The sequence below is a fragment of the Streptomyces sp. NPDC046716 genome, assembly GCF_040645755.1.
Classification (GTDB): Bacteria; Actinomycetota; Actinomycetes; order Streptomycetales; family Streptomycetaceae; genus Streptomyces.
The window spans coordinates 70192-95886 of the sequence record NZ_JBEYYU010000008.1; the positions used below are offsets into that span (position 1 = coordinate 70192).

Sequence of the window (25695 nt, forward strand, 5' to 3'; positions counted from 1 at the left end):
GGTGTGATGTGCACCCCGGCGACCCCCGGTGCGGGCCCGGAACTACACGGTGGCGATGCCCGGGTCGCTCACTCCGGCCGTGCCGTTCTCGACGTGCCCGGAGAGCCGGCGCAGATATCCGGCGTTGCCCTCGACGACGACCGTCAGGTCGTACCAGCGCTTGCTCGCGCGCAGGTCGACGGTCCGGGTGACGGTGGCGCCCGCGCGCACCGTGTACGTCGCGTGCCAGCCGCCGTAGGCGTTGGTGACGGTGATCCGGGCGTCGGCGGTCCCCGGGTTCTTCAGGGTCAGCTTCAGATTGCCGGTGCCGCCGTCGTGCCGGGCGGTCACCTCGGGCTCCGCCACCTTGTTGTCGCCCTTGAAGGCGCGCAGGAAGCCGTGCGGTCCGTGCGCCGTGAGGTCGTACCTGCCCGCCGAGTACGCCGAGTTCCAGCTGTCGGAGACCGGCTTGCCCGCCGCGGCGGTGTACGTCCAGGGGCCGTCGCCGCGGCTCTGCGAGCGGACCTGGAAGAAGGCGCCCTTGGTGTCGCCGCCGCTGAGCGTCAGCTTGTACTTGCCCGTCGCGAGGTCCACGGCGCCGTCGACGTAGGGCGCGTAGGGGGTCGGGCGGCTCGGCCGGGAGCCCTTCTCCTGCTTGGGCAGCGTGCCCTGCGCGGGCGGCTTGGGCACGTAGCTGGAGTGCCGGTCGCGGTCCGGCGGCTCGTAGGCCGCGGTGTCGGGCAGGTCGGCGGGGTCGGTGACCTTGAGGGAGAAGTCGAAGGCCGAGGTGAGGTCGCCGCAGACGGCGCGCCGCCACGGCGAGATGTTGGTCTCCTTGACCCCGAACCGCTTCTCCATGAACTGGAGGATCGACGTGTGGTCGAAGGTCTCCGAGCAGACGTAGCCGCCCGTGGACCAGGGCGAGACGACGATCATCGGTACCCGCTGGCCGAGTCCGTAGGGACCGGCGGCCCGGGAGCCGCCCGGGTAGTAGTCGAGCTTCGTGTCCACGGTCGACAGGCCCTGGTTCGCCGAGGCGGGCGCGTACGGCGGCACGACGTGGTCGAAGTAGCCGTCGTTCTCGTCGTACGTCACGAACAGGGCGGTCTTACTCCACACCTCGGGGTTCGAGGTGAGCGCGTCGAGCACCTGGGAGACGTACCAGGCGCCGTAGTTCGCGGGCCAGTTGGGGTGCTCGGAGAAGGCCTCGGGGGCCGCGATCCAGGAGATCTTGGGCAGCTTGCCGGCCTTCACGTCGGCCTTCAGGACGTCGAAGTAGCCGTCTCCGGCCTTGGCGTTCGTGCCGGTGCGGGCCTTCTCGTAGAGCGCGTCACCGGGCTTGGCGTTGCGGTAGCTGTTGAAGTACAGCAGGGAGTTGTCGCCGTAGTTGCCGCGGTAGGCGTCGTCGATCCAGCCCCAGCCGCCCGCCGCGTCGAGGCCGTCGCCGATGTCCTGGTAGACCTTCCAGGAGACGCCCGCCTTCTCCAGGCGCTCGGCGTACGTGGTCCAGCCGTACCCCGCCTCCTCGTTGCCGAGGACCGGGCCGCCGCCCGTGCCGTCGTTGCCGACGCAGCCGCTCAGCATGTAGTAGCGGTTGGGGTCGGTGGCTCCGATGAACGAGCAGTGGTAGTCGTCGCAGACGGTGAACTTGTCGGCGAGGGCGTAGTGGAACGGGATGTCGTCCCGGGTCAGGTACGCCATCGTGCCGGTGCCCTTGGCCGGGACCCAGTTGTCGTACTTGCCGTTGTTGAAGGCGCTGTGGCCGCCCGCCCAGTCGTGGTCGAGGCCCGCGATGAACTGCATGCCGAGATCGTCGGCGTCCGGGTGGTAGGGCAGGATCTCCTTGCCCGCGCTCACCTGGTTCCACACGGGCTTTCCGCTGGGCAGCGTCACGGGGCGCGGGTCACCGAACCCGCGCACCCCCTTCATCGATCCGAAGTAGTGGTCGAAGGAACGGTTCTCCTGCATGAGCACCACGATGTGCTCGATGTCCTGGACCGTTCCGCTGCGCCGCGCGGCGGGGATGGCGGCGGCCCGGTCGATGGAGCCGGAGAGGGCCGTGAAAGCGGCGGTTCCGCCGGCGATCTGGAGGAAGCGGCGGCGATTGAGTTCCGTCATGGGTGTGGGGGTCTCCTGTTGCTTCGACGGTGGTCGGTCCACGAAGAGGGGCACCCGGAGTGTTCAAGATGGCAGGGGCCGAAGAAAAGGGGGCTGAAGTGACAGTCGGGCAAAAACTGGGCGGCCGGTGCGCGACATCACCCGCGTATCACCGCACGTCCTGCCACAGTTCTCGCTCCGCCGCCCGGGGATCGGCCTCGGTGCGGCAGCCGTCCGCGTCGAACACCATGGTCGTCCGCTCGCCCGCCGGGTCGTACGCGGTCCAGCCGGGATCGCCCGTCGCGGCGAACGCCACCCACGCGGCGTGCATCGTGCGGGCCAGGTCGCGGGGTGCCTTCTCCCCCGCCATCGGCAGATAGTCCGGGTCGTCGAGCAGGTCGAAGACGAAGCCGAGTTCGAGGGCGTGGCACGCGCCGAGCTCACCGTCGAACTGCGGCGAGCGCCAGGCGAACTCGTAGACGTGGGTGCCGGGGACGGACTCGGCGAGCCGGACGGCCGGGATGCGGTAGAACCAGTCGGTGCCGATCGCCTCGAGCAGTGCGCCGGGGGCCGCGCCGGGCCGCCGCTCCCGGTACGCGTCGTAGTCCGCGCCGTACGCCGTCGCGCCGCGCCGGGCCCGCTCCTCGGTGATGCCGTGGAAGCGGTCGGTCGGCACCATGAACAGCCGGTTCTCCTCCCGGTTGGAGCCGACGAGGAGGTCCACGCCGAGGTCGGGGCCGGGGAGCCGGAGGCCGTCGGCGACCGGTTCGAAGGGCATGGCGTTGAGCGCCGCGTCGCCCCACACCGCCGGGTCGGGCCGCGTGGCGAGCTCCATCCGCAGCGCGTCCTGCGCGGCGAGCAGTTCGGGCAGGGGGACGGCCGCGAACGCCTCCGCGGTGTGCGGGACGCCGAGCCGGTCCGCCATCCGCGCGCCGATCCGGCGGGCCGTCTCCGGGCGGACGAAGTGGTGGCAGGCACCGCTCTGCAGCACGGCCCGTCGCAGCAGCCCGCGGGCGCGCGCGTGGGCGAGGAGCTGCCCGATGGCCATGCCGCCCGCCGATTCGCCGAAGACGGTGACGCGGTCGGGGTCGCCGCCGAACGCGGCGATGTTGTCGCGGACCCACTCCAGGGCGGCGAGCTGGTCGAGCAGGCCGCGGTTGTCGGGGGCGCCGGGCAGGTGGAGGAAGCCGTCGGTGCCGAGCCGGTAGTTGACGCCGACGAAGACGACGCCGTCCCGGGCGAAGGTCTCGCCGCGATAGCCGCCGGAATTGGCGGAGCCGTTGGAGAACGAGCCGCCGTGCAGCCACACCATGACGGGCAGCCGGGCGCCGGGACCGGGCTCGGGCGTCCAGACATTGAGGTTCAGACAGTCCTCGCCCGGCACCGAGGTCTCGGGGATGAGGGCGTCGAAGGGCGGGGTGTACGGGTTCTTGGGCGCGGTGGGGCCGTAGGCGGTGGCGTCCCGCTCACCGGTCCACGGCTCGGCGGGGGCGGGGGCCCGGAAGCGGCGCGGGCCGAACGGCGGGGCGGCGTAGGGGACTCCGAGGAAGGCGGCGACGCCCTGGGCGTCGGTGCTGCCGCGCAGCGCGCCCTGTGCGGTGGTGACGACCGGTGTCATGCGGTGCGGGCTCCCTGGGTCGGCTGTCGGACGGCGCGGCGCCGGGACCGGGCTCGGGCTCGTGCGTACGGCGCGCACCGGGTGCCCGGCGTCGGACACCCTCACCTCTCGTACCCCGCCGACCGCGCCCGCGTAAAGATCAAGGACGTGTCGGGTCCGTCGCACCGTTCGCCGGGCCGAGCGGCTCGCCCGCCAGCCACTGGGCCACCGCGCTGCCGATGGGCTGTCCGGTCTCGATCTCGATGAAGCCGAACTGGCCCGACTGGTTGCACTCCAGGAACCACCAGATGCCGTCCGTGTCCTCCGCGAAGTCGAAGGCTCCGTAGGCGAGTTGGGCTCGTTCGAGATAGGCCGTGACGGCATCCGCCACGCGGGGCGGGACCGGCACCGGGCGCCAGGTGACGCCCGAGGTCCTGAAGCGGACGTCCACCACGGCGTCGTCGGCGTCGGGCCCGGCCTCGGTCCGGGCGGCGAACATCCGCTCCCCCACGACGGTGAGCCGGATGTCGGCGGCCTTGCGGATCCGGCGCTGGAGCAGGGTGGGGCCGTGCGCCACCGCGCGGAAGTCCTCGTCGGGGCGGACCCGGGTGGTCGGTACGGCGAGCCCGTCGTCCCCGGGGTGCGATCCGGAGACCGGCTTCACGACGAGGTCCGGGTAGCGCACGGCGAACTCGCGTGCCACGCGGGGAAACGTGGTGATCAGAGTGGCGGGCACCGGCAGGCCGGACTCCCGCGCGAGCCACAGCTGCCAGGGCTTGTGCCGGGCCTGCCGGGCCGCGTCGGGGTGGTTCATCCAGCGTGCGCCGGTGCAGCGCAGCATCCCGTACAGCGCTTGCGCGGACTCCTCGGACAGCCAGCTGGAGACGTCGGCGGACCGGGCCGCCGGCGTGCCGGGTCTGCGCACCCAGATGGAGCGCAGACCCTGCATGCTGACCACCCGGCCACCGACGGACAGATGACCCTCGAACGCGCCGTGCACATATTCCCCGGACACGTCGACACCACCGGGCAGTTCCGCCGGATCCAAGCGGAGCACAGGGATTCCATTGGCGTTCAATTCGACGACGGCGAGGTCGGCGGTCACATCCTGTTCACAGGTCAGGATCAGTACGGTCATTTCCGCGCGGCCGCTCAGTCGTCGAAATGAGTTTTGGATCCGGCGGTGGAGGTCGTCGCCGCGCAGGCCCGCAACACTGCGTAATCACGCGCAGCCACCGCGCCATCGGGCAACAGATTCAATTGCAGTGCGGAGTCGTATGTGTACGACGCGCTGACCTCAGGCTCTCTCACAGGCCGGGCATAGTTCAGGGCGAAAGGTCGCATGGGCTCTCCTAGTTGGGGGGTGCACCAAGTCAAGCGCATGGTGACTCTCCGGCGTCACAGTCCTGGCGAATATCTCGGATTCTCTCTGTAGGACGCGTCACACCTGCGGACGAGTTCATTCCGCCACGCTGAGTGATGACGCTACGTCAGGCACGTAAAAGGGGCGGCTCTCGAGAGCCGCCCCTTCTCAATACCGCCTTTACAGGCCTTTACACGTCCTCAAGTGGTCCTCCACACGCAGATGTTCATGAACTTCCGTGCGGATCCGGGATGTTGTCACCGGGTGAGGTAGGCGAGTCCCGGGTGGGCGTCGGTGTAGCCGTCGACGAGCCGGCGCGCGACGGTGACGGAGTCGACGAGCGGGTGCAGGGCGAAGGCCTTGACGGCGGTGGCGCGCGAGCCGGAGTCGGCGGCGTCCAGCACCTCGCGCTCGACCGCCTTCACCGCGGTGACCAGGCCGGTGGCGTGCAGCGGCAGCGGGTCCACGGAGACGGGGTGGGCGCCGCCCGCGTCGACCAGGCACGGCACCTCGATGACGGCGTCGGCGTCCAGGGCGGCGAGGGTGTGGCGGTTGCGGACGTTGAGGATGAGGGTGGTGCGTTCGTCGCGGGCGATGGCCCGCATGAGGGCGAGGGCGACCTTCTCGTAGCCGCCGGACTCCAGGTCCTCGGCCTCGCGTTCGCCCGCGCCCGCCGCCTCCCGGTTCTCCGCCATGTACGTGGCCTCGCGCTCGGCCCGGGTGCGGTCCCAGGTGGCGAGGGCCGGGGCGGCGGGGTCGGCCAGCTCCGCGTAGAACCGGGCCTGCTGGTCGCGCAGGAAGGCGCCGCGCGTCTGCTCGGCCTCCTGGTAGGCGCGGACCGTCTCGCGGTTGAAGTAGTAGTAGTGCAGGTATTCGTTGGGGATCGCGCCGAGCGAGCGGAGCCAGTCCGCGCCGAAGAGCCGGCCCTCCTCGAAGGAGCCGAGCAGCGCCGGGTCGGCGAGCAGCCGGGGCAGCTCGTCGCGGCCGTCGATCTTCAGGCCGCGCACCCAGCCGAGGTGGTTGAGGCCGACGTAGTCGATCCAGGCGCGGTCCGGGTCGGCGCCGAGCAGCCGGGCGACGCGCCGGCCGAGGCCGACGGGCGAGTCGCAGATGCCGATGACGCGGTCGCCGAGGTGGCGGGACATGGCCTCGGTGACGAGCCCCGCCGGGTTGGTGAAGTTGATGACCCAGGCGTCGGGGGCGAGACGCTTGACGCGCCGGGCGATGTCGACGGCGACGGGCACCGTGCGCAGCCCGTAGGCGATGCCGCCCGCGCCGACCGTCTCCTGCCCGAGCACCCCTTCGGCGAGGGCCACCCGCTCGTCGGCGGCGCGCCCGTCGAGGCCGCCGACGCGGATCGCGGAGAAGACGAAGTCGGCGCCGGTGAGCGCCTCGTCGAGGTCGGTGGTGGCGGTGACCACGGGGGCGTCCGCGATGCCCGCGGCCTGGTCGGCGAGGACCCGGACCACGGCGTCGAGGCGGGCCCTGTCGACGTCGTGCAGGGTGACGTGGGTGACGCGTCCCTCGGCGTGGTCGCCGAGCAGGGCGGAGTACACCAGCGGGACGCGGAAGCCGCCGCCGCCGAGGATCGTCAGTCGCGTTGACGTCATGCCACAACCACCTTTGCGCCGGTCTTCGCCTTCGAGTGGGCCGCGATCATGGTTCGCGGCACGCGGCGCACCTTACTCGCCCGATCGCCTGCGATCGCGCGTGCGAATAGTGCAGGCTACGGGCATGCCCAGACCTTTACAGCACCGACGTTCCGTCCGCGCGGCCGTAGTCTGCGCGACGGCCGCACTCACCTTCTCGGCGGCGGGCTCGGCGGGCGCCGCCGAACCCGCCTGGACCGAGACCGGCACGTCGTACGTGAACTCGCTGACCGGCAGCCAGGGCCTGGCGAGCCGCGCCGACGGATCACTCCTGTACCGGGGCCTCGCCTCGGTGCCGCTCTCCCTGCGTGTCAAAGGCTGGTCGCACGTCGGCGACCCGGACATCGCACGCGGCTACACCTTCGACGCGTACCAGGGAGGTGACACGGCGACGAAGAAGATGTACGCGGTGACGGCTCCCGACGGCACCCGCACGACCTACGAGCACAAGCTGGACCAGGGCGAACTGCTGAACAACTCGTTCGCGTCCGTGTCGCCCGACGGGCAGTGGATCGTGTCCGGCGAGTGGGGCACCATGAACCGGCTCCAGGTCTTCCCCGCCCCCGTCCTGAACCCCGCCGCCCCCGCGCCCGGCGCGAATCTGCCGCAGGCCGGGCAGATCAGCCTCGACCGGCCGGTGGAGAACATCCAGGGCTGCGACTTCGTGACGGACACCCGTCTGCTGTGCGCGTCGGACGACGCGGCGAAGGAGGTCCTCCAGGTCGAGCTGGCGCGCCCCCTCGACGGCCAACCGGTCACCGGCCGGGTCTCGACCGCGTTCACGATCCCGCAGCGCAGCGTCTGCTCGGGCTCCTTCGAGGCGGAGGGCGTCGACTACGACAGCACGCGCGGAACTTTGCGTGTGGAGATCGTGCCGCCGTCGCCGTGCCTGGTGACGACGTCCGTGATCTCGTACACGATGAAGTAGCCACGGAAGAAGCAGCGGACAGCGACCACGCAGGAGGTTCCCCGGATGTCGGGTACGCGTACGAGCGGAACGGGACGCCGGGGATTCCTGGGCGCTGCGGCGGCCGTCGGCGCGCTGGCGCTGCTGCCGTCGTCGGCTGCGGCCACCGCGCCGCCGCAGCCGCGATCACGGCCGCGCGGGACCCGTCCGCCGCGGCCGCTCGCCGACCGTCCCCTGTACCTGGGTACGTACACCTCGCAGCAGGGCGGCGGCTCCGGCATCGGGCTCGCCACGTACGACCCGGAGAGCGGCGCGATCACCGGGGCGGGGACGGTCGAGGGCGTGGCCGATCCCTCGTACCTGACGGTGCATCCGGACGGGGGGACGCTCTACGCAGTCGACGAGCGGCAGGACGGCGGCGTGACGGCCGTGCGCCTGGCCGACGCCACGGTCCTCGGCACCCGTCCGACCGGCGGTGCGGGCCCCTGCCACCTGTCGGTGCACCCGTCCGGGCGCTGGCTGCTGAGCGCCAACTACACCTCCGGCAGCGTCGCCGTGCATCCGGTCGACGCCTCCGGCGCGCTCGGTGAGCGCACCGCGCTGGTCACGCACAGCGCGCCCGCGCCCGGCCCCGGCCAGGACGGGCCGCACGCCCACCAGATCGTCACCAGCCCGGACGGCGGCCATGTCCTGGCGGTCGACCTCGGCAACGACACCGTGTACACCTACCGCCTGGACACCGGTACGGGGACGCTCACGCAAGTCTCGTACGCGGCCCTGCGCCCGGGCGCGGGCCCCCGCCACCTCACCTTCCACCCCGGCGGCCGGTACGCCTACCTCGCCAACGAGGTCGACGACACCGCGGTCGTCTGCGCGTACGACCCGGAGAGCGGGCGTCTCACCCCGGGCGAGCCGCAGTCCACCGGCACGGGGGCGGGCACCAGCTACCCGGCGCAGTTCCTCGTGACGCGGGAGGGCGGTCACGCGTATCTCGCCAACCGGGGCGACAACAGCCTGACCCGGTACGCGGTCGAGGCGGACGGGGCACGGCTGCGGCTGCTCGACACGGTGCCGGTGGGCGGCGACTTCCCGCGGCAGATCGCGTTCTCGCCGGACGAGGAGCTGCTGTTCGCGGCGAACCAGAAATCGGGTTCCGTGAGCGTCTTCCAGGTCGACCACACCTCCGGCCGGCTCACCTCCGCCGGTACCGCGTTCAAGGCGCCGATCGCGGTGTGCGCGCTGCCGCTGTAGCGGGCGCGACGGCGGACCGAAGCGCTTCGACAGCACACAGCGAGCGACCCCAACTGCTGCTGCACAACCCGCTGTAGTCTGCGTTGAAGCGCTTCGACGGAGAGGGCTCTCATGGCAGACCGCACCCCGGTCATTCCCGGATTCCACCCCGACCCGAGCATCTGCCGGGTCGGTGACGACTACTACCTCGCGTGCTCCAGCTTCGAGTACGTGCCCGGCGTCCCGCTCTTCCACAGCCGGGACCTGCTGCACTGGAAGCAGATCGGCAACGTCCTCGACCGGCCCGGCCAGTTGACGATCCCCTCGGGCACCCCCGCGTCCGGCGGGATCTACGCGCCGACGCTGCGCCATCACGACGGCCGCTTCTGGCTGATCGTCACGAACTGCGCCGAGGGCGGCGGGAACCTCCTCGTCACCGCCACCGATCCGGCCGGCCCGTGGTCGGACCCGGTGCCCCTGCCCGGGGTGCACGGCATCGACCCCGACCTCGCCTGGGACGAGGACGGCACGTGCTGGTGCACCACCGCCGGGATCTCGCAGGTGCCCATCGACCCGTACACCGGACGGACGCTCGGCGCCCCGCGAAGCCTGTGGTCGGGCACGCCCGGCGCCAAGGCACCGGAGGCGCCGCACCTGTACCTGATCGACGGGACCTGGTACCTGCTGATCGCCGAGGGCGGCACCGAGCGCGGGCACGGCGTCTCCGTCGCGCGCGGGCCGTCGCCGTCCGGGCCGTTCGAGCCGTGCCCGGCCAATCCGGTGCTGTCCCACCGCTCGACCGACGACCCGGTGCAGAACACCGGCCACGCCGACCTCGTCCAGGCCCCCGACGGCACCTGGTGGATGGTGTTCCTCGGCGTGCGGCCCGGTGGCGGTTCCCCCGGCTGGCACGTGCTCGGGCGGGAGACGTTCCTCGCGCCGGTGCGGTGGGAGGACGGCTGGCCGGTGGTCGGCGCGATCGTCGCGGGCGCGGAGTCCGCCCCGGCCGCGTACCGCGACGACTTCGACGCGCCCGACCTGGCGCCCGGCTGGCTCTCGCCGCGGTCCCGGCCCGCCTCCCACTGCACGACGAAGGAGCGGCCGGGCCGGCTGACCCTGCGCGCCCGCGGGGCCGGGCTCGACGCCCCCGACGTCACCTTCGTCGGCCGCCGCCAGGACCTGCTCGGCTGCCGGATACGCACCCGTGTCGACCCGGGCGACGGCCGCGGCGGGCTCGCCGTCCGGCTCGACGAGGACCACCACTACGAGATCGAGGCGGGCGGCGGCACCGTGCGCGTGCGGGCCCGGATCGGCCCCGTGGCCGCCGTCGTCGCCGAACACCCGGTTCCGGACGGGCCGTTGACGCTCGGCGTCGACGTGGCCGAACTCCCGGTGAGCGACGCGCGCTCGGGCCCGGACACGCTCACCTTCGGCGTGAGCGGCCCGGACGGCACCTTCACCGCGCTGGCCACGCTCGACGGACGGTACCTGTCGACCGAGGTGGCCGGCGGCTTCACCGGCCGGGTCATCGGCCCGTACGCGGCCGAGGGCACCGTCGGCTTCGACTGGTTCACGTCCGAACCGCTCCAGGCGCCGCCCGCCGGGTGAGGTCACATCTCCCTTACATGGAAGGGTAGTTGCGTCCCGGCGACCTCGACCGCCACCGCCCCGCCGGGCGCGTCCCGGCGCACCCGGTACGTGGCGGCGGGGCTCGCCTCCTGGGCGCCGTGGCCCGGGACGCGGACCGTCACGTCGTCGGCGTCCGGGGTGACGAGGAGGGTGAGTCCGTCGGGCCAGTCGCCGTCGGGGCGCTGGTCGTCCGCGCCGAACGGAAGCACCGCACCGGGCCGGACGAACAGCGGCAGGCTGTCGAAGCCGTGCGTCTCGCGGCGCCAGCCGGGGCCCTCGACGTGCTCCCCGGTGAGCAGGTGCGTCCAGGTGCCCTCGGGGAGGTAGTACTCGACGTCGCCGTCGGCGGAGAAGACCGGCGCGACCAGCAGGTCGGGGCCCAGCATGTACTGGCGGTCGAGGGTCCGGCAGGTCGGGTCGCCGGGGAACTCCAGGACCATGGGCCGCATCGCGGGCACACCGGTGCCGTGCGCCTCGGTCGCGACTCCGTACAGGTACGGCATCAGCCGGTGCTTGAGCAGCGTGAACCGCCGGGCCACGTCGACCGCTTCCTCGCCGAACTCCCACGGCACGCGGTACGAGACGTTGCCGTGCAGCCGGCTGTGCGAGGAGAGCAGGCCGAAGGCCAGCCAGCGCTTGAAGACCGCCGGGTCCGGGGTGCCCTCGAAGCCGCCGATGTCGTGCGACCAGAACCCGAAGCCGGACAGGGACAGCGAGAGGCCGCCGCGCAGGGACTCCGCCATGGCGCCGAACGACGCGAAGCAGTCGCCGCCCCAGTGCACCGGGTACTGCTGCCCGCCGACGGTCGCGGAGCGCGCGAAGACCAGCGCGTCGCCGTGGCCCCGCTCCTTCTCGAGGAGTTCGAAGACCGTGCGGTTGTAGAGGTGCGCGTAGTAGTTGTGCATGCGCTCGGGGTCGGAGCCGTCGTGCCAGACGACGTCCGTGGGGATGCGCTCGCCGAAGTCCGTCTTGAAGCTGTCCACGCCCTGGTCGAGGAGGCCGCGCAGCTTGTCGGTGTACCAGGCGCGGGCGGCGGGGTTGGTGAAGTCGACCAGCGCCATGCCCGGCTGCCACAGGTCCCACTGCCACACGTCGCCGTTGGGCCTGCGCACCAGGAACCCCTGTGCGGCGGCCTCTTCGAAGAGGGCGGCCTTCTGGGCGATGTACGGGTTGATCCACATGCTGATGTGCAGGCCGCGCGCCTTGAGGCGGCGCAGCATGCCGACCGGGTCGGGGAAGACGTCCGGGTCCCAGGTGAAGTCCGACCACTGGTACTCGCGCATCCAGAAACAGTCGAAGTGGAAGACGGAGAGCGGGATGTGCCGGTCGGCCATGCCGTCGACGAACGACGTCACCGTCTCCTCGTCGTACTCGGTGCAGAAGGAGGTGGTGAGCCACAGGCCGAAGGACCAGGCGGGCGGCAGGGCCGGGCGGCCGGTCAGCGCGGTGTAGCGGCGCAGCACGTCCTTCGGGGTCGGCCCGGCGACGACGTAGAACTCGACGGACTGGTCCTCGACGCTGAACTGAAGCTGCCCGACGGACTCCGAGCCGATCTCGTAGCTGACCTTGCCCGGGTGGTTGACGAGGACGCCGTAGCCGCGCGAGGACAGGTGGAACGGGACGTTCTTGTAGGCCTGTTCGCTGCTGGTGCCGCCGTCGGCCTGCCAGATGTCGACGGTCTGGCCGTTCTTCACGAACGGGGTGAAGCGTTCGCCGAGGCCGTAGATGTGCTCGCCGACGCCGAGCGCCAGCTGGGTGATCATGTGGTGGGCGCCGTCGGCGGTGGTGGCGAAGGCCGTTCCCTTGCGGTCGACTCCCGTGAGCCGCCGCCCGGTCGAGGTGTCGCGGAACTCCAGGCCCCACTCCCCCGCCGAGTCGAGGCGCACCCCGATCGGTCCGCTGGTCAGCTCGGTGACCGTGCCGTCGCGGGTGACCCGGGCGCCGCTGCCGCCCTCGGCCGGCAGCAGCTCGAAGTCGGGGCCGGGGCGCCGCTTGCCCGCGTGGTGGGTGACGCGGACCCCGATGACGCCCTCGGCGGGCGAGAAGCAGTCGAGGGTGATCAGCGGCTGGTTGAGGGTGTCGCCCCGGTCGCGCACGTGCCGTACGGCCGCGTACGCGGTGAACCGGTCGTCGGCGGCGCGGACGTCGCGGACCTCGGTGGCGTACGAGGCCCGTACGCCGTCGCGCATCAGCCAGAAACCGTCGGTGAACTTCATGCGTCGAGCCTCCGCGGGATGAAGGTGAGCCGGGCCAGCCGCACCGTGCCGTCGATCGTCACGCGCAGGTCCTGCACGCCGGTGGCGGTGAAGTCGGCGTCGAGCGTGACGTAGCGGTACGGGCCGCCGGTGGCGGGGACCGTGAGGGTGTCGCCGTCGCCGACGGTCACCGTCCCCTCGCCCGCCGCCTCGACGCGGACGCCCGTCACGCCGTTGGCCCCGAAGTCGCAGGAGCGGTAGTGGAGTTCGCCCGCCGACTCGACGGGGGTGACGGCGTCGCCGTGCGTCTTCGTGCGGTCGACGATCTCGGTGCCGCGCTGTTCGTCGTAGGCGGCCGCCTCCAGTCCGTCCGTGACGACGGGCCGGGGCGCGGGCGCGTCGGCGTCGAGGGCGATCGCGGTGGTGAGGCGGATGTCCTCGCTGGAGGCGCCCACGAGGAGTTCGTACGTTCCCGAGGTCACGCTCCAGCGGTCGTGCGCGACGTCGAAGTGGCCGAGGCCGGCGACCGGCACCGTGTACGTGATCCGCTCGCGGGCGCCCGGCGCCAGGGTGAGGCGGCGGTGCGCGAGGAGCTGGCGGCGCGGGCGCGGCACGGGCATCCCGAGCGGGCGGACGTAGAGCTGCGGGACCTCGTCCGCGGCGCGTGGCCCGGTGTTGGTGACGGTGAAGGTCAACTCGAGCTTCTCGGAGTCCACTTCGGCGCTCAGGTCGTCATAGGCGAAGGAGCTGTACGTCAGCCCGTGCCCGAACGGGTAGAGCGGGGTGCCCTCGTAGTACAGGTACGTCTGGCGCGAGCCGATGATGTCGTAGTCGAGGAGGTCAGGCAGGTCGGCGTCGGCCGCGTACCAGGTCTGCGGGAGCCGGCCGGCCGGGCTCACGTCGCCCGCGAGGACCCGCGCCAGGGCGCGGCCGGCGGCCTGTCCGCCGTGCGCGGTCCACAGCAGGGCGGGCAGCTCCCGGTCGGCGTCGGGGACGGCGTACGGGTAGGCGGAGACCAGGGCGAGGACGGTGTTCGGGTTGGCGGCGCGGGCCGCGCGCCACAGGCCGTCCTGCTGCGCGGGCAGGGCGAGAGTGGTGCGGTCCTCGGTCTCGCGGCCGTTGAGGTGCGGGTCGTTGCCCGCGACGACGATCACGACGTCGGCGTCGGCCGCCGCCCTGGTCACGGCGTCGGCGCCGCGTTCGACGAACTCCATCCGGAAAACGGTGCCCCGGTCGGCAACCTTCACGCCGTCGGCGGCGACCTCGACACAGCGCCCCGTTCCCGTGTGCCTGAGGAGGTGTCCGTCATGAACCGCTTCCAGGGTGAACGTCTCCTGGACGACCCAGCCGCCCGGCTGGTCCGCGGACGCCCGGACGAAGCCGTCGTCGGCCACCGACAGATAGCGGCCGTCGGGCGCGCGCAGGGTGAGGACGCCGTTCCCCCAGTCGATCAGGGCGAGTTCGGTGCCCTCGTCGGTCCGGGTGACGAGCGGCGGCAGGTCGGTGCGGCCGGCGAGCAGCGCCGGGTCGAGGGCGCCCTCGGCGCCGCGTGCCTCGGTGGCGGCGGCGCCCTCGGGGACGTACAGCCAGCCCTCGTCGCAGCGGAGGCGGATCCGGTCCACGCCCTCGGTGAAGGTGACCCGGTCCGGTCCGAAGCGTTCGCGGAGGCCGTCGAGCGGGGTGGAGCGGTGGAGGAGGGTGCCGCTGTACCAGTCGGTCTTGCACTCGTCGGCGAGCAGGCCGACGAGGGCGATCCGGGCGTCGTCGGGGAGCGGCAGCACACCGTCGTTCTTGAGCAGCACGACGGCCTGTTCGGCGGCTTCCCGGGCGAGGGCGCGATGGGCGTCGGTGTCGAACGCGCCGGGCGGCAGCGGGTCGGTGTCCTCGAACTCGCCGAGGCGCGCGCGGACGTCGAGCTGGCGGCGTACGGCGGTGTCGATGTCGGTCTCGGTGATCAGTCCCCGCTCCAGGGCGCCCCGGACCCGGCCGATGATCTGTGACGAGTCGGTGCCGTGGTCGGTGAAGCTGTCCACGCCCGCGATCAGCGCGGCGGCGGTGGCCTCCTCGTGGGTGGCGTAGTAGTGCTCGGAGTCGACGAGGTTGCTGGGCGCGCCCGCGTCCGAGCAGACGAGGAGCTCTTGGTCGGTCCAGGTCCTCAACTGCTCGCGCAGATAGGGCGATACGTGGTTGGGGCGGCCGTTGACGAGGTTGTAGGCGGGCATGACGCCGGCCACCGCGCCCTCCTCGACGGGCCGCCGGAACGCCTTCAGGTCGTACTCGTGCAGGACGCGCGGACGCACGGAGGAGCTGGCCGTGTCGCGGGCCGTCTCGTTGTTGTGGGCGAGCCAGTGCTTGAGGACGGGGGCGGTGCGCCAGTAGGTGGGGTGGGTGCCGCGCAGGCCGCGCGTGTAGGCGGTGGCGATGGCGGCGGTGAGGCAGGGGTCCTCGGAGTATCCCTCTTCGTTGCGGCCCCACAGCGGATGGCGCAGCAGATTGACCGTCGGCGCCCAGACGTTGAGACCGACGCGCTCGTCGCGGGCGCGCATGGCGCGGACCTCGTTCGAGACGGCGTCACCGATCCGGCGCACCAGGTCCTCGTTCCAGGTGGCGCCGAGCCCGACGGACTGCGGGAACACGGTGGCCGGGCCCATCCAGGCGACCCCGTGCAGTGCCTCCTGGCCGGTGCGGAACGCGGCGAGGCCGAGCCGTTCCACGCCGGGCGTGAACTGGTGCAGCAGCGCGATGCGTTCGTCGAGCGCGAGGGCGGCGAGCAGGTCGTCGACGCGCTTGTCGGCGGGCGGGGTGCCACCTGGGTCGAGCGGGAATTCTTCGGTCACTGGCGGGTCCCTTGTCGAGATGGGGCGGTCGTCTCACCGACCGGCGCAAGAAATCTTCGAAGCGCTTCGATGCTCCGTACAGAAGATGTCAGGTGTCAAGTGCCTGGCAGTGACACTGCGTTCAGGAATCTGATGCACGCACCTTGTGAGCCTCAAGGGGTTCCCTTAATGTCGCTGCAACATCGAAGCGCTTCGACGAAATGCGCGATGCGTTGTCCCGAAGGGTTGCAGCAATGACGCCGAACTCCTCCACCGCACACACCGTGAACTCCGGTCCCAGCCGGAGAACCTTCCTCGGCTCGACGGCCGTCGCCGCCGTCGCGGTCGCCGGCGGTGTGCCGTTGCTCTCCGCCTGCGGCGGCGGCTCGGAGAGCAAGGACCGGGAGGGCACCACATCCGAGAAGAACGCCGCGAAGCTGCTGCCGACGTACGTCGCGAGCACCTTCGCCCGGCCGGACATCTCGTCGAAGAACGGATCGGCGGCGGGCTACACCGCCAAGGTCGACCTCTCCGCCCTGTCCGCCTCGGTGAAGGGCAAGCTCGGCACCGGCGCTCCCCTGAAGGTCATGTCCCCGCTGTGGGGCACCGCACCCAAGGCGGACTGCGCCTACTACACGCAACTCGACAAGGCCGCGGGCACCAAGATCACCTGGCAGAACCAGGACGGCAACACCTACGGCGAGAAGCTGGGAGCCGTGCTGGCGTCCAGCTCGATACCCGACATGGTGGTCGTGCCGAGCTGGGAGCTGGTCGGCAAGATCTCCAACGCGATCACCGCGAAGTTCATGGACCTCGGCCCGTACCTCGCGGGCGACAAGGTGAAGAAGTACCCGAACCTGGCGGCGATCCCGTCGGACTCCTGGCGGATGGGCATCTTCGGCGGTGCCCTGCGCGGCATCCCCATGCCGTCCGCCGCGGCGACGTTCAACCCGGCGTACTACCGCAAGGACATCTTCGACAAGAAGGGCTACGACGTCCCGAAGTCGGCGGACGAGTTCCTGAGCTGGGCCAAGGAGGCGACGAGCGCGAAGGCGAAGGTGTACGCCTGCGCCGACATGTCGTGGACCGGCTTCAACATCTTCGGTGTGCGCCCCTCGGGGACCCTCGGCTGGCACATCGAGGACAACGGCAAGCTGACCTACCGCGTCGAGCAGCCCGAGTACCTCGAAGCCCTGGAGTGGACGCGCAAGCTGTTCGACGCGGGCGTGGTGCACCCCGACGACAAGGCGCGCTCCGGTGACGCGGGCCAGCGGTTCACCGCGGGCCAGATCCTCATGTTCAACATGGACATGTCCCAGTGGTACGTGAAGACCGCCGAGCAGGCGAAGTCGAACCCCGACTTCGAGATGGCCGCCATGGATCTGTTCGGCCCGGACGGCGGCGACCCCACGCTGTGGGCGAGCTCGCCGGCCACGATCTGGTCGCTGATCCGCAAGGGCGCCTCGAAGGAGACGGTCGAGAACGCGCTGGCCGCCGCGAACTTCGCCGCCGCGCCCTACGGCACCAAGGAGTTCATGCTCGTCAACTACGGCGTCGAGGGCACGCACTACTCGGTCAAGGACGGCACCCCGGTCAAGAACGACCAGGGCAACCAGGAGGTCATCAACGCCTGGGTGATGCTGTCCGCCCCGGCCCCCTACTTCGCGCACCCCGACTACCCCGACATCGCCCGCGCGCAGGTCGAGTGGGAGCAGCGTCAGGGCGCGTTCATGAAGAACACGAGCACGTACGGCATGAACATCGTCGAGCCGACCCGCTACGCGAACCTCTCCAGCCAGTTCGAGCAGCTGGAGATCGACTACGTGCGCGGCAACAAGAAGCTCTCCGACGTCCAGCAGGCCATCTCCACCTGGAAGTCGTCCGGCGGCGACAAGCTGCGCGACTGGTACAAGAAGCTCATCGACAAGAACGGCAGCGGCAACTGATGTCTCTCACCGCCGGGAGCAGGCCCGACGGGGTGCGTCCGCCGGCCGCCGTCGAGGAGCCGGTGGCCGCGCTCACCCCGAAGGCAGTCCCCGAGAAGCGCTCCGGCGGCGCCAAGGTCCCCTTCAGGACCCGGCTGCGCCGCGACCGCGCCCTCATCCTGATGACGCTGCCCGCCATCGCCCTGCTCCTGCTCTTCAACTACGTCCCGCTGCTGGGCAATGTCGTCGCCTTCCAGGACTACGACCCGTACGTCTCCAGCAACGGCGTCGCCGCGATCTTCCACAGCCCCTGGGTCGGCGTGGAGCAGTTCTCGCGGATGCTCGGCGACCCGCTGTTCTGGGACGCGGCGAAGAACACGCTGGTCCTGTTCGTCCTCCAGCTGGTGCTGTTCTTCCCGGTGCCGATCGCGCTGGCGCTGCTCATCAACAGCGTCGTGCGGCCCCGGGTGCGGGCCGTGGCGCAGGCGATCATGTATCTGCCGCACTTCTTCTCGTGGGTGCTGGTCGTCACCGTCTTCCAGCAGATCTTCGGCGGCGCCGGCATCATCGCGCAGACGATGGAGCGGCACGGCTGGGGCGGCTTCGACCTGATGACCAACGCGAGCTTCTTCAAGTTCCTGGTCACGGCGCAGTCGGTGTGGAAGGACGCGGGCTGGGGCGTCATCGTCTTCCTCGCCGCGCTCGCCGCGGTCTCCACCGACCTCTACGAGGCGGCCGCCATGGACGGCGCCGGACGCTGGCGCCGCATGTGGCACGTGACCCTGCCCGCGCTGCGCCCGGTGATCGCCCTGCTGCTCGTACTGCGGGTCGGCGACGCGCTGTCCGTCGGCTTCGAGCAGTTCCTGCTCCAGCGCGACGCGGTCGGCGCGGGAGCCAGCGAGGTCCTCGACACCTACGTGTGGAACATGGGAATCCAGAACGGCGACTTCAGTTACGCGGCCGCGGTCGGCCTCGTGAAGGGGGCCATCGGCATCTGTCTCGTCCTGGGCGCGAACCGCTTCGCGCACCTGCTGGGCGAGCAGGGGGTGTACAAGAAGTGAGTCTGAACACGCAGTTGATCCGCAGCCTTCAGGCGCCGCCGCGCCCGGTGTGGGAGGAGCCGCCGCGCAAGGCGGGGCTCACCCTCAAGGGCGGCTTCCTCGTCCTGTGCTGTCTCGCGATCCTCGGCCCGCTGTGGATCGTGGTCGTCACGAGCCTGTCCCCCAAGCCGGTGATCGACCGGGCCGGCGGGCTCGTCCTGGTCCCCGACGGCATCACGTTCATCAACTACACGGAGCTGCTGGGCGGCGGCCAGGTCAGCCGGGCGATGCTCGTGTCGATCGGGGTCACCGTGGTCGGCACCGTGTTCTCGATGACGGTGTCGGTACTGGCGGCCTACGGTCTGTCCCGCACCGGCAGCCTCGGCCACCGGTTCCTGCTGATGTCGCTGATGGCCACGATGTTCTTCGGCGCCGGGCTGATCCCCACGTACCTGCTCGTGCAGTCGCTCGGCCTCACCGACACCTATCTGTCGCTGATCCTGCCGAGCGCGGTCAGCGTCTTCAACATCCTGGTGCTGCGCTCCTTCTTCATGGGCATCTCGCCGGAGCTGACCGAGTCGGCCCGCATCGACGGGGCGAGCGATCTGCGCATCCTGCTCACCATCATCCTGCCGCTGTCGCGGGCGGTGCTCGCGGTGATCTCGCTGTTCTACGCGGTGGGGTACTGGAGCGCCTGGTTCAACGCCTCCATCTACCTCACCGACCAGCAGATGATGCCGTTGCAGAACGTGCTGATCCAGCTGGTGCAGAAGAGCCGGGCCGCGCCGACCGGGCTCCAGCAGGCGGTGCACACCGGCCAGCTGTCCACGCTGGGCCTGCAGATGGCCGTCATGGTCCTCGCGCTGGTCCCGGTGGCCGTCGCGTCGCCCTTCGTCCAGCGCCACTTCAAGAAGGGCATGCTCACCGGCGCCGTCAAGGGCTGACGCCCCGGCCCGCCCCGCGCACCGCCCGCCCCACCTGTGCCCCCCATCGGAGCCGCGCCATGACCGCCCCCGACCGCCTCCTCTACGGCGGCGACTACAACCCCGAGCAGTGGCCCGAGGAGGTCTGGGCCGAGGACGTCCGTCTGATGAAGGCGGCCGGGGTCACCTCCGTCACGCTCGGGGTGTTCTCCTGGGCGAAGCTCGAACCCCGCCCGGGAGCAAGGGAGTTCGGGTGGCTCGACCGGCTGATGGACCTGATGCACCTGCACGGCATCGGCGTCGTCCTGGCGACGCCGACCGCGGCACCGCCCCCGTGGCTGGGCCGGCTGCACCCGGAGACCCTGCCCCGCGACGAGAACGGGCAGACCGTGTGGTGGGGCTCCCGCCAGCAGTTCTCGCACTCCTCCGCGACCTACCGCCGCTTCGCCGCGGCGATCACCGAGGACCTCGCCCGGCGGTACGGCCACCATCCGGCGCTGCGCATGTGGCACATCAACAACGAGTACTGCACGTTCGACTACGGCGACGAGGCGGCCCGCGGCTTCCGGGACTGGCTGCGGGCGAAGTACCTGACCCCGGACGCGCTCAACGAGGCGTGGGGCACGGCCTTCTGGAGCCAGCACGTCGACACGTGGGACGACGTGATCCCGCCGCGCCGCGCCCAGTACCTGCGCAATCCCGCGCAGGTACTGGACTTCCGGCGCTTCACCTCCGACGCGCTCATGGAGTGCTTCGTCGCCGAGCGCGACATCGTGCGCCGGCACTCCCCGGGCCACATCCCGGTGACGACGAACTTCATGCCGTTCTGGATCGGGCAGGACGCGTGGGCGTGGGCCGAGCGGGAGGACGTCGTCTCCGTCGACGTGTACCCGGATCCGCGGGACCCGTTGGGCGGCCAGTACAACGCCATGATCGGCGACATGACGCGCGGTCAGGCCGGTGGCCGCCCGTGGATGGTGATGGAGCAGGCGGCCGGGGCGGTGAACTGGCGGGAGGTGAACCAGCCGAAGCCGCGCGGCCTCAACCGGCTGTGGTCGCTGCAGTCGGTGGCCCGCGGCGCGGACGCCGTCTTCCACTTCCAGTGGCGGCAGTCCCGGCAGGGCGCGGAGAAGTTCCACTCGGGGATGGTCGGACACGCGGGCGAGGAGGGCCGGGCGTTCGCCGAGGTGAAGCGCATCGGCGCCGAACTCGCGCTGCTGGAGGGGGAGGTGGCCGGCACCCGGGTGAGCGCCGACGTCGCCGTGCTGCACGACTGGCACTCCTGGTGGGCGGGGAGCCAGGAGGCCCGGCCGTCCACGCGGGTCGCCTACGAGGAGGTGGTGCGGGCCTGGCACCGGGCGCTGTGGGTGGCGGGCCCGACCACGGACTTCGCGCACCCCGAGCACGATCTGTCCGCCTACAAGATGGTGGTCGTGCCGCAGCTGTACCTGCTCACGGACGCCGCCGTCGAGAACCTCCTCGCGTACGCGCGCGGCGGCGGGCGGATCGTGTGCGGGTTCTTCTCCGGGATCGCCGACGCCGACGACCGGGTGCGGCCCGGCGGGATGGACGCGCGGCTGCGTGAGCTGTTCGGCATCCGCACCGTCCACGAGTGGTGGCCGCTGGCGCCCGGGGAGAGCGTGGACTGCGGTGAGTTCCGCGGCACCCTGTGGTCCGAGGAGCTGACCGCCGCCCCGGACGCGGAGGTCGCCTCGGCCTATCGCGGCGGTGAACTCGACGGCCTGCCGGCCGTGCTGCGGCGCGGCCGGGCCTGGTACCTCTCCACCCTTCCCGAGCCCTCGGCCCTGCGCGCGCTGCTCGCGGGTGTGGCCGCCGAGGCGGGCGTACGGCCTCCATTGCCCGGCCTCCCCGCAGGAGTGGAGGCCGTACGCCGCGGCGACGTGCTGTTCCTGCTGCATCACGGGCCGGGCGAGGTCGTGGTCGAACTCCCCTCGGAGGAAGGCGCGTTGCGCGATCTGCTCACCGGGGCCGAGTACACCGGCTCCGTGCCGCTGGGGCGTTTCGGAGTCGTGGCGCTGCGCGGCGGGCGGGACGGTCATGACGCTGCCTGAGCATCCGCACGGCACCTGGGAGCCGGCACCGGCCGCCCGCTGGGAGGACGCCTTCCTGAGCGGGAACGGCCGCCACGGCGCCCTCGTGTTCGGCGACCCGCACGACGACCGGGTCATCGTCACCCACCACTCGCTGGTGCGCCCGGAGGGCGGACCCCGGCCCAAGCCACCACTGCTCGCCGGTCAACTGCCCGATCTCCAGGAGAGGTTGCTGGCCGGGGACGTGACGGCCGCGGAGGAGTTCACTGACGGGCGGGCACTGCGATGGGTGCGGGCGTTCCATCCGGCGTTCCAGGTGCGGTTCGTCCGCGACAGCATCACGTGGCGCCATTACCGCCGCTCCGTCGACTTCGCGTCGGGCGTGTGCGCGGCGCGCTGCGGCGGCTGGCAGGGACAGGTCTTCGTCTCGCGCGCCGACGACGTCGTGGTGCAGTACGTCACCGGGCCCGGCCTCGACGGGGAGGTGCTGCTCGATCACCGGCTCGCAGGGGTGCCCGGCGGGCTCGGCGTCGGCCGCAGCGTCGTCCTGACCCCGTACGGCGCCCAGCTGACCCTGCGCTGCCGCTACCCGGACGGCGACCTCGCCTACACGGGTGTGACGGTGGCCGTGGTCCAGGGCGGGCGCACGTCGATCGGCACCACCGGGCTCCGCGTCGACGGGGCGGCGGAGATCCTGCTGCTCACCCGCGTGCACCGGCACCTGGGGGAACTGGACGCGAGTGCGGCGGCCGCCGAGCTGACGGCCCTGATCGACGGCGGCGGCCCGGCACGCGGCCACCGGAGCCTGCTCGCACGGCACACGGCCCCGCACCGGGCGGCGTACGAGCGGGTCACCTTCTCGCTCGGCGGGCTTCCGGCCGAGCGGGCGCTTCCCGGCTCCGAGCTGCTGCCCCGTCCGGACAGTCACGCCCTGCTGGAGCGGCTGTTCGCCGCGGGCCGCTATCACCTGCTCAGCTCCTCCGGCGCCCTGCCGCCCCGGCTGACGGGGCTGTGGACCGGCGAGTGGGACACCGCGTGGTCGGGCGCGTTCACCACCGACGCCAACCTCAACCTCCAGACCGCGTCGGCGCCCGCCTGCGCGCTCCCGGAGGTGGTCGAGGCACAAGGCGCTCTGATACAGGGCCAGTTGGCGGACTGGCGGGACAACGCCCGGAGCATCTTCGGGGCGCGCGGCATCGTGGCGCCCGCGCACACCGACGGCGAGTCCGGGCACACGTACCACTTCCAGCGCCAGTGGCCGATGCACCTGTGGACGGCCGGCGCCGACTGGCTGCTCACCCCGCTGGTGGAACAGGCCGAGACGACCGGTGAGCGCCCTTCCTGGCTGATCGAAGCGGTCCGCGAACTCGCCCTTTTCTACGAGGACTTCCTCAGCCGGACCGGACCCGACGGGCGGGTGGTCGTCGTGCCGTCGTACTCGCCGGAGAACCGTCCGGCGAACGCGAGCTGGGGCACCCTCAACGCCACGATGGACATCGCCGCGGCCCGGCACGCCCTGCGCACCGCCGCCGCCTGGTCGCCGGGGGCGGACGCCGACCGCTGGACCGCGCTCGCCGACCGGCTGCCCGACCTCCGGGTCAACGACGACGGCGCCCTGGCCGAATGGGCCTGGCCGGGCCTGGAGGAGACCTACGACCACCGGCATCTCAGTCACCTCTACCCGGTGTGGCCGCACCACGAGATCACCCCGTACGACACACCGGAGCTGGCGCGGGCGGCGCGGCGGGCGCTCGCGCTGCGCGGCGCCGAGAACGACTCCGCGCACGGCCACCTCCACCACGCCCTGATCGCGGCCCGGCTGCGCGACGCGCCCCGGGTCGCCGACGCGCTGCGCCGGGTCCTGACCGGCGACTACTTCCACCCCTCCCTGATGAGCGCGCACTATCCGCGTCGCGACGTCTACAACGCGGACGCCGCGCACACCCTGCCCGCGCTGCTCGTCGAGGCGCTGCTCCAGTCGACACCCGGCCGGCTCGTGCTGCTGCCCGCGCTGCCCGCCTCCTGGGCACGCGGCACGGTGCGCGGCCTGCGCACCCGGTTCGGCGCGCGCGTCGACCTGACCTGGGGCGGCGGCCGCTGCACGGCGCTCGTACGCCCCGGCCGTGACGCGCACATCGAACTCAAGACCCCCGACGGCGACGACGGGCGCGTCCGCCTGACCGCCGGCGAGGACCGCGAACTCACCCTGAGGACGCGTTAGTTCTGCCCCCCACCGACCATGGAAGGGACACCATGGCACGATCAGGAACATCGCCGAGCCGCCGCACCGTCCTCGGCTCCGCCCTCGCCGCCACGGCCGCACTCGCCCTCGCGGCCTCCCCCGCCCAGGCGGCGGTGTGGTCCTCGTCCGCCCAGTGGGGCACGTACTCCACGTCGGACGGCTACACCCTGTACAACAACATCTGGGGATCCGGCGCGGGCTCCCAGACGATCTGGGCCAACTCGTCGGCCAACTGGGGTGTCTGGGCCGACCATCCGAACACGGGCGGCATCAAGTCCTACCCGAACGCGAAGAAGGTCATCGGCAAACCCATCAGCGCGCTGTCCTCCCTGACCAGCAGCTACAACGTGACGGTTCCGTCGTCGGGCGCCTACAACACCTCGTACGACATCTGGGACAGCGGGTACGCCAACGAGATCATGCTGTGGGTCAACTACAACGGCGCCGTCGGCGCGCTCGGCAGCTCGATCGGGAACGTCACGCTGGGCGGCCACACCTGGACGGTCTACGTCGGCAGCAACGGCGCCAACAACGTGTACTCGTTCCTGCGCACCTCCGACTCCACGTCGGGCACGGTGAACATCCTGTCGATCCTGAAGTGGCTGCGGGACACGAAGGGTTACATCGGCAACGTGACCGTCGGTGACGTCCAGTTCGGCTACGAGATCACCTCGTCGGCCGGGGGCCTGAACTTCACCACCAACGGCTTCAGCGTCTCCAACAGCTGACCGGCCCGGTGCGGCTCAGGCGTCGGCGGGCGCCTGGGCCGCGCTCTCCCGCACCGTCAGCTCCGGTGCGAGCAGCACGACCTCCTCGTCGCAGCCGCGCCCCTCGATCTTCGCGATGACCTGCTCGACGGCGCGCCGCCCCATCTCCTGCGCGGGCACCGCGACCGACGTCAGCGGCACCGAGGCGTGCGCCGCCACCTGCTCGGGGCAGACGGCGACGACGGAGACGTCCTCGGGGACGGCGCGGCCGGACTGGCGCAGCAGGGCGAGCAGCGGGTCGGTCGCCGCCTCGTTCTGCACGACGAACGCGGTGGTGCCGGGGCGCTCGTCGAAGACCCGCGACAACGTTGCCGACACCGAGGCGTACGAACCCTCGCAGGGGCGGTGCAGGAGGCGCAGCCCCAGCTCGCCGCTGCGCTCGCGCAGTCCGGACAGGGTCCGCTCGGCGAATCCGGTGCGCCGCTCGTAGACGGCGGCCGCCTCGCCGATGACGGCGATCTCGCGGTGTCCGAGGTCGGCGAGGTGCTGGGCGCAGGCGGCGCCCGCGGCGGCGAAGTCGAGGTCCACGCAGTTGAGTCCGGTGGTGTCGGCCGGCAGCCCGATCAGGACGGCGGGCCGGGACGCGGTGCGCAGCAGCGGCAGCCGCTCGTCGTCCAGCTCCACGTCCATCAGGATCATCGCGTCGGCGAGCGCGCTGCCCTCGATGCGGCGCACCGCCTCGGCGCCCTCCTCGCCGGTGAGCAGCAGGATGTCGTAGCCGTGGGCGCGGGCGGCGGTGGCGACGGCCATCGCTATCTCCATCATCACCGGCACGTACATGTCGGTGCGCAGCGGCACCATCAGGGCGATGATGTTGGACTTGCTGCTGGCCAGGGCCCGGGCCCCCGCGTTCGGGTGGTAGCCCAGCTTGCGCACGCTGCTCTCGACGCGCTCGCGGGTGGCGGCGGAGATCGACCGCTTGCCGCTGAGGACGTAGCTCACGGTGCTGGCGGAGACTCCGGCGTGCCGGGCGACCTCTGCGAGCGTGACCATGTCGTTCTCCTGAGCCGATGCGTAAGGGGGCGAAGCACTTCCGGTGCGAAGCGCTTCGACGCGGACGGGTTACCGATGCCGGTTCGACATGTTGACCCTATGGGGATCAACAGCCGCCTGTCCATAAGACTGTCGAAGCGCTTCGACAGAGCTGTCCCACCCCGCCGAGTGACGGGTGTTCCTGTCCGCACAGGTTAATGACAGGTCGCCGTGCGAGGGGCGGCGCCGGAAAGATTGGGTGCGCGAGCGGTCGCCGACCGCGGGGATCCGGCCGGTTCCCGGGCCGGGGAAC

Annotated in this window: 17 protein-coding genes; 9 read left to right on the plus strand and 8 right to left on the minus strand. The window is 71.6% G+C overall.

Annotated features, from left to right (window positions below; genetic code table 11):
• Positions 1–42 precede the first annotated feature (42 nt).
• The 5 genes from ABZ930_RS08655 to ABZ930_RS08675 form a co-directional block, all read right to left on the minus strand.
• Positions 43–2097: a phosphocholine-specific phospholipase C gene (locus tag ABZ930_RS08655; protein WP_361543653.1), complete on the minus strand. Its 2055-nt coding sequence runs from the start codon at positions 2095–2097 to the stop codon at positions 43–45.
• A gap of 148 nt (positions 2098–2245) precedes the next feature.
• On the minus strand, positions 2246–3694 hold the full coding sequence (locus tag ABZ930_RS08660) for a carboxylesterase family protein (protein ID WP_361543656.1): 1449 nt from the start codon (positions 3692–3694) through the stop codon (positions 2246–2248).
• A 139-nt stretch (positions 3695–3833) separates the two neighbouring features.
• The gene (tgmB, locus tag ABZ930_RS08665; RefSeq protein WP_361543659.1) at positions 3834–4811 is read right to left on the minus strand and encodes an ATP-grasp ribosomal peptide maturase; all 978 of its coding nucleotides are present in this window, start codon (positions 4809–4811) and stop codon (positions 3834–3836) included.
• Positions 4812–4825: 14 nt separating this feature from the next.
• Positions 4826–5017: a putative ATP-grasp-modified RiPP gene (gene tgmA, locus ABZ930_RS08670; RefSeq protein WP_111661123.1), complete on the minus strand. Its 192-nt coding sequence runs from the start codon at positions 5015–5017 to the stop codon at positions 4826–4828.
• Between the two features lie 276 nt (positions 5018–5293).
• Positions 5294–6646, minus strand: coding sequence for a 6-phospho-beta-glucosidase (locus ABZ930_RS08675; RefSeq protein WP_361543663.1), 1353 nt, complete (start codon positions 6644–6646; stop codon positions 5294–5296).
• A 124-nt stretch (positions 6647–6770) separates the two neighbouring features.
• Between ABZ930_RS08675 and ABZ930_RS08680 the strand changes: the two genes are divergently transcribed.
• The 3 genes from ABZ930_RS08680 (at position 6771) to ABZ930_RS08690 (ending at position 10430) form a co-directional block, all read left to right on the plus strand.
• Complete coding sequence (locus ABZ930_RS08680) at positions 6771–7613, plus strand: hypothetical protein (RefSeq protein ID WP_361543666.1); 843 nt, start codon at positions 6771–6773, stop codon at positions 7611–7613.
• A 45-nt stretch (positions 7614–7658) separates the two neighbouring features.
• The gene (locus tag ABZ930_RS08685) at positions 7659–8843 is read left to right on the plus strand and encodes a lactonase family protein (protein ID WP_361543670.1); all 1185 of its coding nucleotides are present in this window, start codon (positions 7659–7661) and stop codon (positions 8841–8843) included.
• 111 nt (positions 8844–8954) lie between these two features.
• A complete protein-coding gene (locus ABZ930_RS08690; RefSeq protein WP_361543673.1) occupies positions 8955–10430 on the plus strand; it encodes a glycoside hydrolase family 43 protein in 1476 nt (491 codons plus the stop codon).
• Between the two features lie 2 nt (positions 10431–10432).
• On the opposite strand, the gene yicI is transcribed toward ABZ930_RS08690, so the two are convergent.
• The gene (yicI, locus tag ABZ930_RS08695; RefSeq protein ID WP_361543676.1) at positions 10433–12667 is read right to left on the minus strand and encodes an alpha-xylosidase; all 2235 of its coding nucleotides are present in this window, start codon (positions 12665–12667) and stop codon (positions 10433–10435) included.
• The gene (locus ABZ930_RS08700; protein WP_361543679.1) at positions 12664–15483 is read right to left on the minus strand and encodes a glycoside hydrolase family 3 C-terminal domain-containing protein; all 2820 of its coding nucleotides are present in this window, start codon (positions 15481–15483) and stop codon (positions 12664–12666) included. The genes yicI and ABZ930_RS08700 overlap by 4 nt, the downstream gene beginning before the upstream one ends.
• A gap of 233 nt (positions 15484–15716) precedes the next feature.
• Between ABZ930_RS08700 and ABZ930_RS08705 the strand changes: the two genes are divergently transcribed.
• From ABZ930_RS08705 to ABZ930_RS08730, 6 genes are read left to right on the plus strand one after another with little or no spacing between them, the layout of a single operon-like run.
• Positions 15717–17408: an extracellular solute-binding protein gene (locus ABZ930_RS08705; protein WP_361543682.1), complete on the plus strand. Its 1692-nt coding sequence runs from the start codon at positions 15717–15719 to the stop codon at positions 17406–17408.
• Entirely contained in the window at positions 17408–18448 is a 1041-nt protein-coding gene (locus ABZ930_RS08710) for an ABC transporter permease subunit (RefSeq protein WP_361543685.1), read from the plus strand. The genes ABZ930_RS08705 and ABZ930_RS08710 overlap by 1 nt, the downstream gene beginning before the upstream one ends.
• Entirely contained in the window at positions 18445–19371 is a 927-nt protein-coding gene (locus ABZ930_RS08715; RefSeq protein WP_361543688.1) for a carbohydrate ABC transporter permease, read from the plus strand. Before ABZ930_RS08710 ends, ABZ930_RS08715 begins: the two co-directional genes overlap by 4 nt.
• Before the next feature lie 59 nt (positions 19372–19430).
• Positions 19431–21422 (plus strand): beta-galactosidase, encoded by a 1992-nt coding sequence (locus ABZ930_RS08720; protein WP_361543691.1) that lies wholly within the window; start codon positions 19431–19433, stop codon positions 21420–21422.
• Entirely contained in the window at positions 21409–23622 is a 2214-nt protein-coding gene (locus ABZ930_RS08725; RefSeq protein ID WP_361543694.1) for a glycoside hydrolase N-terminal domain-containing protein, read from the plus strand. The genes ABZ930_RS08720 and ABZ930_RS08725 overlap by 14 nt, the downstream gene beginning before the upstream one ends.
• 32 nt (positions 23623–23654) lie before the next feature.
• Positions 23655–24371 (plus strand): hypothetical protein, encoded by a 717-nt coding sequence (locus ABZ930_RS08730; protein ID WP_361543697.1) that lies wholly within the window; start codon positions 23655–23657, stop codon positions 24369–24371.
• A gap of 15 nt (positions 24372–24386) precedes the next feature.
• Here ABZ930_RS08730 and ABZ930_RS08735 read toward each other — a convergent pair whose 3' ends face one another.
• A complete protein-coding gene (locus ABZ930_RS08735; RefSeq protein ID WP_361543700.1) occupies positions 24387–25403 on the minus strand; it encodes a LacI family DNA-binding transcriptional regulator in 1017 nt (338 codons plus the stop codon).
• Between the last annotated feature and the right edge of the window lie 292 nt (positions 25404–25695).